The organism is Actinomyces oris (genome assembly GCF_001937665.1).
Taxonomy (GTDB): Bacteria; Actinomycetota; Actinomycetes; order Actinomycetales; family Actinomycetaceae; genus Actinomyces; species Actinomyces stomatis.
In genome coordinates this window covers 68,993-81,524 of record NZ_MSKL01000012.1, presented here as the reverse complement: position 1 = coordinate 81,524, position 12,532 = coordinate 68,993, and the positions used below count along the sequence as shown (strand labels likewise).

Genomic DNA, 12,532 nt, shown 5'->3' with positions numbered 1-12,532 from the left:
TTGGGGGGGGGCCCCCCCCCCCCCGGGGGCCCCCCCCGCCGCGACTTCACCGTCAACGCCATGGCGCTGCGCCTGCCCGACCTCGAGCTCGTCGACCCCTGCGGCGGCCTGGCCGACCTGAACGCCGGCATCCTGCGCACCCCCGTCAGCGCCGAGCAGTCCTTCGACGACGACCCCCTGCGCATCATGCGGGCCGCCCGCTTCGCCGCCCAGCTCGGCTTCGACGTCGAGATGGACGTCATGACCGCCATGGAGGAGATGGCCTCCCGCCTGGAGATCGTCTCCGCCGAGCGCGTGCGCGCCGAGCTCGAGCGCCTGCTCATCAGCCCCTGGCCCCGGCGCGGACTGGAGCTGCTGGTCCACACCGGCGTGGCCGACGTCGTCCTGCCCGAGCTGAGCGCCCTGCGCGAGACCGTCGACGAGCACAAGCGCCACAAGGACGTCTACGAGCACACCTTGACCGTCCTGGACCAGGCCATCGACCTGGAGACCGGCCCCGATGGACCCGTCCCCGGCCCCGACCTGGTGCTGCGCCTGGCCGCCATCCTTCACGACATCGGCAAGCCCGCCACCCGCCGCTTCCTGCCCGACGGCACCGTCACCTTCCACGGCCACGACCACGTCGGCGCCCGGATGACGGCCAAGCGCCTGCGGGCGCTGCGCTTCGACAAGCAGACCATCAAGGACGTCTCCCGGCTGGTCGAGCTCCACCTGCGCTTCCACGGCTATGCCGACGCCGCCTGGTCGGACTCGGCCGTACGCCGCTACGCCACCGACGCCGGTCCCCTGCTGGAGCGCCTCCACCGACTCACCCGGGCCGACGTCACCACCCGCAACCGCCGCAAGGCCGCCATGCTGGACCGCGCCTACGACGACCTCGAGGAGCGCATCGAGGCCCTGCGCGCCGCTGAGGAGCTCGCCGCCATCCGCCCCGACCTCGACGGCGGCCAGATCATGGCCGAGCTCGGCGTGGCCCCCGGGCCTGTCGTCGGCGAGGCCTACCGCTTCCTCATGGACCTGCGCATGGAGAAGGGACCGATCGGCGAGGACCTGGCCCGCCAGGCACTGCGCTCCTGGTGGGCGGCCCGCCAGAAGAGCTGAGGGCGAAAGAATGTTTGAAGCGTCAAGGGAGCTGCGGGTCGGCGTCGTCGGCATTGGGGCCCGTTGCTACCTGGCCGCGCTCGCGGACTCCTCACCGGTCCCGGCCCGGCTGGTCGCCGCGGCCGATATCGCCCCCGACGCCGCCGAGCGCGCCCAGCGGCTCCTGCCCGAGGGCGTGGCGGTCGTGGCCGACCACCGCGACCTGCTGGGACACGGGATCGACGCGGTCGTCCTGACCACCCCCGACGACACGCACGAGGAGCTGGCCCGCTTCTTCCTCGAGGCCGGCATCCCCGTCTACCTGGAAAAGCCCCTGGCCATCACCATCGAGGCCGCCGACCGCATCCTGGAGGTGGCCCGGCGCACCGGCACCCGCCTCTACGTGGGCCACAACATGCGCCACATGGAGGTGGTGCGGCTGCTGAAGTCGATCATCGACTCCGGGCGGATCGGCGAGCTCAAGGCGATCTGGTGCCGCCACTTCGTGGGCAACGGCGGCGACTACTACTTCCGCGACTGGCACGCCGAGCGCCGACACGTCACCGGCCTGCTGCTGCAGAAGGCCGCCCACGACATCGACGTCATGAGTTGGCTGGCCGGCTCCGCGCCGGCCCGCGTCGTCGGCATGGGCGGGCTCATGGTCTACGGGGAGGCCGGGCGGCGCCCGGCCGGGACGAGCGCCGGCACCGTCATGCAGGACTGGTTCAGCCTCGAGCACTGGCCGGCCGACGAGGTCGACGACCTCAACCCCGTCATCGACGTCGAGGACCACTCCATGCTCATGATGACCATGCGCAACGGGGTCATGACCTCCTATCAGCAGTGCCACTTCACCCCCGACTACTGGCGCAGCTATACGGTCATCGGCACCCGCGGCCGGGCCGAGAACCTCGGTGACGGGGCCGGCGACGTCGTCAAGGTGTGGACCGAGCGCACGGAGCACTACGCCGAGCGCGGCACCCAGGAGTACGTCATCGCCGAGGAGGGCACCGGGCACGACAGCGCCGACCAGCTCGCCATCGACGAGTTCCTGCGCTTCGTGCGCAACGGCGGGGCCACCGACGTCTCCCCGGTCAGTGCGCGCGACGCCGTCGCGGCGGGCGTGCTGGCCACCCGGTCCCTGCGCTCGGGCTCCGTGCCCTACGACGTGCCCGAGCTCGACGCGGACCTGGCGGCCTACTTCCACCGCGGCCAACACAATCCTCACTCACCGACGGTTTCTTCATAGGCAACGCGGCTCCGCGTCATCTTTGAAGAAAATGTCGGTCTGGACGGTCGGTAGCACGTACAGTGCGAGCCGGGCGGTGCTGGTGTCTCGAGAGGGACCCGACCCGCGGGCAGGACAGGCCGGAGCCGAGGAGAGCGCATGATTCACCACATCACCCTGACCGGGCGCAGCATCGCCCTGGCCTGCGACGGCACGGTGACCACCCAGCACGGGGCCGGCGGCGCCACCGGCGCCGTCTACGTCGAGGCCTCCCACCTGACCCTCCTGCACGACATGCGCGACGGCGAGTTCTACCGCACCGGCCAGAACTCCTGGTCGCCGTCGGGCTGGCGCCGCCTGAGCGAGGCGCCCATGCGCATCGCCGATGAGCAGCGCCGTCGGACCGCCGACGACGCCCCCTGGGACGATCCGGCCCGACACCACTCGGCCTGGATGGCGGTCCTGGAGGACTCCGCCGGGGCACTGCTCGTGGGCTGCCTGGACGGGCGCACGCCGCGCCTGCGCGCCGACACCGCGGTCCTGGAGGCCTTCACCGAGTCCGGCGACCCGGCGCGCTGGGTGATCCTGCCCGGCCCGGCCACCGCCGTCATGGCCCGCTACGCCCGCGAGCTCGGCGAGAGCCTGGGTGGCCGCGAGATCGAGCCGCAGAGCGTGTGGTGCTCCTGGTACTCCTACTACGAGAGCATCTCGCAGGAGGCCCTCGAGCGCGAGATCCCGCAGGTCGCCGACCTGGGCTTCAAGACGCTTCAGATCGACGACGGCTGGGAGGCCGCGGTCGGTGACTGGGAGGCCGGCGAGAGCTTCGGCGACGGCATGGAGGCCGCCGCGGCCCGGATCCGTGAGGCCGGCATGCAGCCGGGCCTGTGGGTGGCGCCCTTCATCGCCCTGCCCGGCTCCCGGGCGGTGCGCGACTACCCGGAGATGTTCGTCCACAACGCCGACGGCGGACTGGCCGTGGCCGGCTCCAACTGGGGCGGCGACTACTACGCGCTGGACACGACCCACCCCACCGCCCAGACCTACGTGCGCAAGCTCATCGCCAAGATCGTCCACCGGTGGGGCTTCAGCTACCTCAAGCTCGACTTCATCAACGCCGCCGCCATCCCCGGCTACCGGCACCGCCAGATCGACCGGGAGGAGGCCTACCGCACCGGGCTGCGCCTCGTGCGCGACACCGCCGGGGAGGAGACCTTCCTCCTGGGCTCCGGGGCGCTCATCATGCCATCCATCGGGTTGCTCGACGCCGTGCGGGTGGGACCCGACGTCGCCCCCATGTGGGAGAACTACGCCTCCGACGACCTGTCCGACGCCAAGGCCTACAACGCCCTGCACGCCGGCATCAACCGGCTCTGGCTGGGGCGGGTCATCGGGGTCGATCCCGACGTCGTCTTCTTCCGCCACCGCCGCAACCTCCTGGACGACACCCAGATGCAGTGGCTGCGCGACGTGGCCGAGGCCAGTCGGTACCGGTGCCTGTCGGACCAGATGACCTGGCTCGACGACGAGGAGAAGGAGGCCGTGCGCGCCTACCTGGCCGCCGAGGACGAGCCCCTGGAGATCCTGGGCCGCTACCGCTTCAGCCTGGGCGAGCGCGAGATCGACCTCACCGAGGCCATCGAGGGCAAGGCGTCGGCCTACCCGCTGTGAGGCGGGGCGGAGGCGGCGTCGGGGCCGGGCGGGAGTCAGGCGGCGGGAGGTGAGGGCGCGCAGCCTCACGACCAAGACCACGCGAAGTCGAGCACGTCAGCAGCTCAGTGTCCACAGCGCTGACATCAGAGGTTCCGCCGTCGACGTGCCCAGCGGGAATCGTTGGAATCCCAAGGCTCCTTCTCGGCCCACGATGCCGGTGCGGGGTTGATGTCAGCGCCATGGACACCGACGCCCCGCCAGGCCGCCGTCAACGTCCCGCTCCTCAGCCGGCCGTAGGCCCCACACGTCTCGACGCACTCGACGGCGGGATGGGTGGTGCGCGAGCTGTCGGCGCAGCCCCGGGCCGGGAGGCCGGCTTCAGTCGAGCCCAGCTGGGACTCCGCCGTCGGGCCGGCCTACTGGGTGGGGGTGCGGCCCAGGGTGAGGTAGCCGGGAAGCGTCTGGTCCTGGCCGGCGCTGGAGAAGCGCAGCGGCTGGCCCGACTCCAGCGGGTTGACCACGCGCACCAGGATCGTGTTCTCCCCGGCCGAGTCCGCCGGGAGCTGCCCGGAGAAGGTCTGGGTCTTGCCGACCTGGATCTTGCGCAGGTCGCCGCTGAGCCTGGTGCGCCCGACCTCCATGCCGTTGGAGGTGTTGATGGCCACCGCCTCCACGTTCCAGTTGTAGTAGAAGGGGGCCACCCCGTTGTTGGCGATCTGCACCTCGACCTTGCCGTTGCGCATCCGCCAGCGCGCCACCGCCAGGTCGTAGCCGGTCTCGGCGGAGGCCTGCACGGCCCGCTCGCGCTCGGTGCCGTTGAGCGTCGTCGTGAAGGCCCAGTTGTCCACCAGCCAGCTCGCGTGCGTGGCCTTGATGGAGGCGTTGATGTCCACCGTTCCTCCGTTGGAGCCCGAGGCCATGCAGCTGCCCGGGTTGCGCACGGAGCACTCCTGGATGCCCGGGTAGACCTCGCCGCCGATCGGGTGCTGCTGCCAGGCCTGGTCCGCCTTGGCCTGCTTCAGCTGCGGCAGGAAGTGCCAGTCGGCGGTGTCCATCGTCGCGTAGCCGAAGGAGTCGTCGTGGTAGCCCACCCCGCGCTTGACCGTCTCCGCGGACGGGTAGCGCGCCAGCGTCGGCGTCACCTGGAAGGCCCCGTCCCAGGTGTCGATGAGGGTGTTCTGGTTCGCCGCCGACGGCATCCAGTTCTCGCCGGAGGGGTTGTCCCCGGAGACCTTGCCGTTCATCGGGAAGGTGTGCCCCTCGCCCCAGAAGCCCACCAGGCCGTGGGTGATGAAGGCCAGGCGCGGGTCGCCGTCGTACTGCTGGCCGAGGGCGGAGACGAAGCCGGTGAGCATCGACATCATCTCGGGGTCGTTGTAGTCCGGCGCCAGCGACTGGCCCGGCGCGTTGCCGTTGACCGTGTACTCGTGGGTCGTCACCGCATGGGAGGTCAGCAGGTAGGCCGGGATACCGCTGGGGCGCCCGGGATAGTCGACGTAGAAGCGCAGCACCGCCTGGTGCCCGCGCGAGGCGATGGCGTCGAGGTGTGCATCGAGCTTGTCCCACGCGTACGAGCCCGGCCCGGTGACGACGTCGCTGACCGGCAGCGTCAGCCACTCCATCGTGTGGGGCAGGGCGTCGTCCTGCAGCGCCGGCGAGTGCGAGGCGTCCGCCGGCGCGAAGGGCATCATGCCCTTGAGCGGATTGGCCTCCGGCGTGGCCGCCGCGGAGACCTCGGTCCAGGCCCGGTTGCAGTTGCAGGCCCGGAACCCGGTGGCCAGGGAGACCACGGCGACGAGCGCCACGAGGATGGCGCCGAATCGCGGCTTGCGTCCCCTGCGGAGCCGGTCGAGCACCTGACGGCTCAGCGGGTGCCGGCGCGCTCCCGCTCCGGATGCGCCGGACGCGTCGTCGGCGCCGGCGTGAGATTCCTGCGCGGCTCGGACGACGGGGGCCGTGGAGCCGGCTGAGGGGGTGTTGTCGTTCTGTGAGTCGATCATGAGAACTTGTCGGTAGGGACCTAAGCGTGAAGGTAACCCTAGCGTTCAGTTGAGCGGTCCACCTGTGCTATCGCCGACAACGTGCTTGGTTGACAGGGTGAGGCGGCTGTGTCACCCATACTTTCGGCGGACGTGAGAATTTCATGCAGCGTTGCGCCCTGTTGCGCCCCGTTCCGGTCGCGGGCCGACGTCGGTGGGCCTCGCCAGGTGGGACGAGATTGCCGCCGCGCGTATAAGCGGCAATGATGACTCCGTGCGCGTCTTCAATTTCTCCGCCGGTCCCGCCCAGCTCCCCCTGCCCGTCCTCGAGCAGGCCGCCTCCGAGCTCACCAGCTGGGGCGGATCGGGAATGTCCGTCCTGGAGGTCTCCCACCGCGGGGCCGACTTCGTGGCCTGCGCGGCCGACGCCGAGGCCACCCTGCGCCGACTCCTGGGCGTCCCCGAGAGCTACCGCGTGCTCTTCCTCCAGGGCGGGGCCAGCGCCCAGTTCGCCGGCATCCCCCTCAACCTGACCGCCCCCGGTGACACGGTCGCCTACCTCAACACCGGCCAGTGGTCCGCCAAGGCCATCAAGCAGGCCGGTGCCTACGAGCTCGACGTCGTCGTGCCCGCCGACGAGGCCGCCTCCTCCTACACGACCACCCCCGAGCCCGGCTCCTTCACGGTCCCCGAGGCGGCCCGCTACCTGCACTACACGCCCAACGAGACCATCGGCGGCGTCGAGTTCGACTACGTGCCCGACACCGGCGACGTCCCGCTCGTGGCCGACTTCTCCTCCACGATCCTCTCGCGGCCCATCGACGTCTCCCGCTACGGCCTCATCTACGCCGGCGCCCAGAAGAACATGGGGCCCTCGGGCCTGGCCGTCGTCATCGTGCGCGAGGACCTGCTGGGGCGGGCCCGCCCGGTGACCCCCACCGTCCTGGACTACCAGAAGATGGCCGACGCCGACTCCATGCTCAACACGCCCCCCACCTTCGCCATCTACCTGCTGGGACTCATCGGCCACTGGATCGAGGACGGCGGCGGCCTGGAGGCGATGGCCGAGCGCAACCGCGCCAAGGCCGAGCTCCTCTACGGCTTCATCGACTCCTCCGACTTCTACGCCAACCCGGTTCAGGAGCGCTCGCGGTCCTGGATGAACGTGCCCTTCACCCTGGCCGACCCCGCCCGCGACGCCGACTTCCTGGCCGGTGCCGAGGCCGCCGGGCTCACCAACCTCAAGGGGCACCGCTCCGTGGGCGGCATGCGCGCCTCCATCTACAACGCCATGCCGATCGAGGGCGTGCGCGCCCTCATCGACTACATGACCGACTTCGCCGCCCGGGCCTGAGCGCCCGCCGTTCCGGCCGGCCTGCGGGCCCGGCCGTCCGTCACACCCCTCCTCCACTCGGACCGTCCTGCAGAAAGTACCTCCGTGACCAGCAGCAGCGTTGACCACAAGTTCCGTATCCGCACCCTCAACGCCATCTCCGGGGCCGGCCTGTCCCGTCTGCCCGATGATCTCTACGAGGTCGGCGGCTCCGTGGAGCGCCCCGACGCCCTCCTGGTGCGCTCGGCCAAGCTCCACGACACCCCCATCGACGACTCGGTCCTGGCCGTGGCCCGCGCCGGCGCCGGCACCAACAACATTCCGGTCGAGGCGCTCACCGAGCGGGGCGTGCCCGTGTTCAACACCCCCGGCGCCAACGCCAACGCCGTCAAGGAGCTGGTCCTGGCGGGCCTGTTCATCGCCTCGCGCAACCTCATCCCGGCGGCCCGCTTCGCCCACACCCTTCAGGGGGACGACGCCGAGATCGCCAAGGCCGTCGAGGCCGGCAAGAAGCAGTTCGTCGGATTCGAGCTTCCCGGCCGCACGCTCGGCGTCATCGGACTGGGGGCCATCGGCGTGCAGGTGGCCAACGCCGCCCTGGGGCTGGGGCTCAACGTCGTCGGCTTCGACCCGGGCATCTCCGTGGAGCACGCCTGGCACATGAGCGCCGAGGTCGAGCGGGCCGACTCCATGGAGGAGGTCTTCCGCCGTGCCGACATCCTCACCGTCCACGTGCCCCTCATCCCCGCCACCCGTGGACTGGTGAGCACCCAGCGTCTGGCCCTCATGAAGGAGACCGCGGTGCTGCTCAACTTCGCGCGGGCCGAGATCGTCGACACCGACGCCGTCGTGGCTGCCCTGGACGAGGGCACGCTGGGCGGCTACGTGTGCGACTTCCCCTCCACGCAGGTCCACAAGCACCCCAAGTGCATCTCCCTGCCCCACCTGGGCGCCTCCACCAAGGAGGCCGAGCGCAACTGCGCCATGATGGCCGTGGACTCCCTGCGCGGCTTCCTCGAGGACGGGCAGGTCCACAACTCGGTGAACTTCCCCGAGGCCGTCATGGCGCGACAGGAGGGCACCCACCGGCTCGTCATCGTCAACCGCAACGTGCCCAACATGGTCGGCCAGGTCTCCACGATCGTGGCCCAGCACGGGCAGAACATCGCCAACCTGCTCAACAAGTCCCGCGGCGAGCTGGCCGTGACGCTGGTCGACGTCGAGGGCGAGATCGAGCTCAAGGTCCTTGAGGAGCTGCGCGCGATCGACGGCGTCCTGTCCGCCCGCTGCATCTGAGCCGGTGCCCCGCGCCATCGGGGACATATCTGTGCGGCCGGGGGCATTCGACGCCGTCGGGGACCGGAATCCTGTCCCCGACGGCGTCGAATGCCCCCGGCCGGAACGACACGCACCTGGCCGCGCGGAATGTCCCCGGCCGATGGGGCCCACACGCGCCAGATGCACCTGTGGGCCCCTGGGATGTCAGAGGTTGTTGATCCAGGCCCGGCGGTGCCCGAACAGCGAGAGTGTGGGCTTGTAGAGGAGCACGTACTGTCCTCCGGCCGACACATCAGTATCGAAGCAGACGTCGCCGCTGACCGAGCCGCCCGCGATGAGCGTGGACGAGGACAGGTGGTTGCTCGACCCCAGGAAGCCGCTGTTGCTGATCGCCCCGGCCGGGTTCTGCAACGTGAAGTCCAGGGCATTGACGTCCAGGGTGTTCTTGGAGCCGTTGGTGATCGTGATGGTCGAGCAGACGGTGGGGCCCAGGGTGGCGTCGCCCGCGGCCACGGTCGTGGCGCTCACCTTGACGCCGTCGTCGTCGATCGTGTCACCGGCGTTTCCGACGACGTCGCCGCTCTGCTTCCCGGGGAAGCTCAAGCCTGAGTTCGAGTCCGCTTTGCCGGCATCGTTGGTCGGCGCCTGCTGCGGGCTGGGGGCGGCCGCGGAGTCCTGGCCGGCGGTCTCCTGAGCGGGCGCGGTGGCCATCGCCTGGACGGAGGGCGGGGTGGCGGTGGCAGTGCCCGAGGCCCCTGAGCCTCCACCACCGTTGAGCGCGGAGGCGATCATGCCGACGGCGACGAAGGCGCCGATACCGGTGAGGATCTTGTGCCGGGCGAACCAGGAGCGCTTCGGCTCGGGGGCTGGCATGCTCATGTCTGCGGCCGGGGCGGGGAAGCCTGCGGCGGGGACACCGGCGGGCGAGGACGGGACTGGGTTGACTGGGCTGGTCATGATGGGTCCTTCGAGATGCGGGAGGTGAGGCACTGAGCGGGATGCGGCAGCGCCTTTCAAGGTGGTGAGTGGTCACTGGAGCTGATGGGATCAGCTGACGGGAACAACGATGGCCCCGGTCGTGCTGCACGCACATCGACCGATGAGTCCGAGGAGGCCATCCGAAAGGGCACTCATGGTGACTGTCCGAAAGGACAAGGCCTCCCGTGTCGTAGCGCTCGAATCGTGTCCTATCGGGCGATCATGCGCGTCAGTGCCCGGATCTACAGTGAGCACATGTCAGTCCCCGGCCACCCGCCCACTCCTGCCCTCGGCACCCCAACCGTGTCGGGCGAGAGTGCTGGTTCCGGGGGCGGTCGGCCCGGGGGTGGTCGGAATGAGCCCGCCTTCGGGGCGCCGGTCCTGCCATACCGGTCGAGTCCGCCCGCCTACCCCTATCCCACCTATCCGAGACATCTGGGATACCAGGGGCCCGCGGGATACAGCGGGCCGTCCCCGTATCCCGCGTTGCCCGCTCATCCCGCTCCTCCCGGCACTCCTGCGGCGATGGGCCCGTACGTCCGCCCCCCGATGACGGCGGCGCCCGCCGGTCCCGCATCGTACGACCCTGCGAGACCGGTGCCCTCGTTCAAGGACTCCCTGTCCCCGTCGCAACGTCGTGCCCTCGAGGTCACCCTGAGGATTCTGCGATCCCTGGGCCTGTTCATCCTGTGCGCCATGGGGTTCCTCATCGCACTGGGAACACGTTTCGATCATGAGCGGCTTCTCAAGGAGAGTCACCCACTGCTCGACGCCGCAGGAATCCTCATGGGGCTGGCGCTTCTCGTGGCGGTCTTCCTGCGTCGGCGCTGGCCGGTGCCCATCACGGTCGCCTCGGCGCTCGCGGGTGCCGCGGCCGCCCTGGACACCACCGTGGGACTCATCGCCTTCACCACCGTGGTGCGTCGGTCCCGGTCCCTGCGCGACCCTGTCCCGTGGGCCACGGGCGCGCTGCTCGCCGTCGGTACCCTGGCGGCGCTCTTCCGGGACGCGAGCTACGGATCCACCGGGAGCTCGATGATCGGCGTCATCACCTCTCCCTCGCCCGACTCCCATGCCGTGACCCATGTGTCGGCGGTGCCGGTGCTGTTCCTCGCGGTGGTGGTCATGTCCCTGCCGGTCGCCGTCGGATTGTGGCTGCGCATGCGTGACGGTGAGAAGGAGGCCCGACGCCGTGCTCAGGAGGCCGCCGACGCCTCAGCCCGGGCCGAGCGCACCGCTCAGGAGCAGACCCGAGCCTCGACCCGGTTGGCCGACACCGTCAGCCTGCAGGCTGAGCGTGAGCGCGTGGCCCGCGAGGTGCATGACGGACTCGGCCACCGCCTGTCGCTGCTCGCCCTCCACGCCGCCGCCCTGGAGCACGGGGTCCTGACGACGTCGGAGAGCTCCCCCGTCCCAGACGGATCGGAAGCCTCGGACTCAGCAGGTGCCCTCGATGAGGAGGATCCGCGGGCCGCCGCCCAGCGCGTGCGGCAGGAGGCCCAGGACGCCATGCGGGACCTGCGTTCCCTGCTCGCCGTGCTGCGCGAGCCAGTGGGGGCGGTCGAGCCCGCCCCGCGCCTGGAGGACCTCAGAGAGGTGGTGGACGGGGTCCTTGCCGCCCACCAGCCGCTCAGCTCGTCGATCTACCTCGACCGGGCTGCGGAGGCCGACGAGGTGCTCTCCCGAGCCGTCTACCGGATCGTCCAGGAGTCCCTGACCAACGCCCGCAAGCACTCACCCGGTATGAGCGTTCAGCTGCGCGTCGAGGGCGGTCCGGACACCGGTATCGACATCACCTGCTCCAACCGGATCTGCCGGCCTGAGCCGGAGGCTCACGACGCGGAGTCCTGTGAGGTGCCTCGGGCCGCCGGCGTCGACCGGGGAGCAGTGTCAGGACCCGGAGTCGTGGCCGGTGACCTCCAGAGCGGCTCGGGCCTGCGCGGCATGGCCCAACGGGCGGAGATCTGCGGCGGCTCCTTCCACGCCGGCCCCGACGGCCAGGGCAGGTTCGTGGTGAGCGCGCACCTGCCCTGGCGCTCCGCGGAGTTGCCTCAGACCGTCCACTGAGCGGTCACCGAGCGGTCACCGAACGGCTCTGCACGGCCCGAGCCGGGAGATACCGGCCGGCGCGCAGTTCACCGGCCTGAACAATCCGGGCGCCTGGGCCGTTGGGATGGTGATTGTGTCGGCGCGCGCACCTAGGCTGGTCCCCGTGCCCGATCCCTCCACCGTCCCGGCCCCCGCAGCCTCCCGGCCCGCGTCCCCCACACCGGCCTCCCCGGTCCGTGTCATCCTCGTCGACGACGACCCCCTGACCCGCGCCGCCATCAAACCGCTCCTGCGGCCACGTGAGGACTACGTCGTGGTCGCCGAGGCCGGTGACGGCCGTGAGGCGATCAACGCCGTGGGCCGCATCGAGGCCGATATCGTGCTCATGGACCTGGGCATGCCCGTCATGGACGGGATCGAGGCCACACGCCAGATCTGTGCCTCACCGCGCCACCCCCACGTCGTGGCGCTGACCACCTGGGACGTCGACGACGCCGTCGTGCGCGTCATTGAGGCCGGCGCTGTGGGGTACCTGCTCAAGTACTCCGCCTCCGAAGAGCTCAATGCCGGGCTGCGTCGGGTGATGGCGGGTGAGTCGGTGCTCTCACCGGGGGCGCTCGCCGAGCTGCTGCGATACGTGCGTTCTCAGCCGATGGCACCGACGTTGGCGGCCTACGACGCCCGCTCCGAGGAGCGGCAGCACGCCGTGGCCCAGGCCCGGCAGGCGGCGGCGGGGCTCAGCCGGCGCGAGCTCGAGGTCATTGCGGCGGCCGCCGAGGGGCTGACCACTGAGGAGATCGCGAGCCGGCTGTACATCTCGGTCTCGACCGTCAAGGCCCACCTGCGCAGCGCGCAGGAGCGGGTAGGTGCCCGCAACCGGGTGCACCTGGCGGTCCTCGCCGAGCGCGCCGGACTGCTGGGGTAGGGGCGAACCCACCCTGAGCGGTGAGGGCCGGT

The 12,532-nt window shown here is 70.7% G+C and carries 9 protein-coding genes; 7 read left to right on the top strand and 2 right to left on the bottom strand.

What is annotated here, in order from left to right:
* The 3 genes from BKH28_RS05915 to BKH28_RS05905 form a co-directional block, all read left to right on the top strand.
* Nucleotides 1-1,101, top strand: a 1,101-nt coding sequence (locus BKH28_RS05915; protein WP_075417923.1) for a CCA tRNA nucleotidyltransferase, incomplete at its 5' end; no start/stop codon positions are given.
* 10 nt (nt 1,102-1,111) lie between these two features.
* Complete coding sequence (locus BKH28_RS05910; RefSeq protein WP_075417922.1) at nt 1,112-2,329, top strand: Gfo/Idh/MocA family protein; 1,218 nt, start codon at nt 1,112-1,114, stop codon at nt 2,327-2,329.
* A gap of 138 nt (nt 2,330-2,467) precedes the next feature.
* The gene (locus BKH28_RS05905) at nt 2,468-3,976 is read left to right on the top strand and encodes a glycoside hydrolase family 36 protein (protein WP_075417921.1); all 1,509 of its coding nucleotides are present in this window, start codon (nt 2,468-2,470) and stop codon (nt 3,974-3,976) included.
* Between the two features lie 398 nt (nt 3,977-4,374).
* On the opposite strand, the gene BKH28_RS05895 is transcribed toward BKH28_RS05905, so the two are convergent.
* The gene (locus tag BKH28_RS05895; RefSeq protein WP_075417919.1) at nt 4,375-5,958 is read right to left on the bottom strand and encodes a DUF4832 domain-containing protein; all 1,584 of its coding nucleotides are present in this window, start codon (nt 5,956-5,958) and stop codon (nt 4,375-4,377) included.
* A gap of 253 nt (nt 5,959-6,211) precedes the next feature.
* Here BKH28_RS05895 and serC point away from each other — a divergent pair, with 253 nt between their 5' ends.
* Together serC and BKH28_RS05885 are read left to right on the top strand one after the other, a co-directional pair.
* Nucleotides 6,212-7,291 carry a 3-phosphoserine/phosphohydroxythreonine transaminase gene (gene serC / locus BKH28_RS05890; RefSeq protein WP_075417918.1) on the top strand — a complete coding sequence of 360 codons (1,080 nt, stop codon included), beginning with the start codon at nt 6,212-6,214 and terminating at the stop codon, nt 7,289-7,291.
* A gap of 84 nt (nt 7,292-7,375) precedes the next feature.
* On the top strand, nt 7,376-8,566 hold the full coding sequence (locus BKH28_RS05885; protein ID WP_075417917.1) for a phosphoglycerate dehydrogenase: 1,191 nt from the start codon (nt 7,376-7,378) through the stop codon (nt 8,564-8,566).
* 186 nt (nt 8,567-8,752) lie between these two features.
* Here BKH28_RS05885 and BKH28_RS05880 read toward each other — a convergent pair whose 3' ends face one another.
* Nucleotides 8,753-9,505, bottom strand: a complete 753-nt coding sequence (locus BKH28_RS05880) for a DUF4352 domain-containing protein (RefSeq protein WP_075417916.1) — start codon at nt 9,503-9,505, stop codon at nt 8,753-8,755.
* Between the two features lie 618 nt (nt 9,506-10,123).
* Between BKH28_RS05880 and BKH28_RS05875 the strand changes: the two genes are divergently transcribed.
* Nucleotides 10,124-11,593: a sensor histidine kinase gene (locus BKH28_RS05875; protein ID WP_256695514.1), complete on the top strand. Its 1,470-nt coding sequence runs from the start codon at nt 10,124-10,126 to the stop codon at nt 11,591-11,593.
* A 145-nt stretch (nt 11,594-11,738) separates the two neighbouring features.
* Nucleotides 11,739-12,500, top strand: coding sequence for a response regulator (locus BKH28_RS05870; RefSeq protein WP_081380064.1), 762 nt, complete (start codon nt 11,739-11,741; stop codon nt 12,498-12,500).
* Nucleotides 12,501-12,532 lie beyond the last annotated feature (32 nt).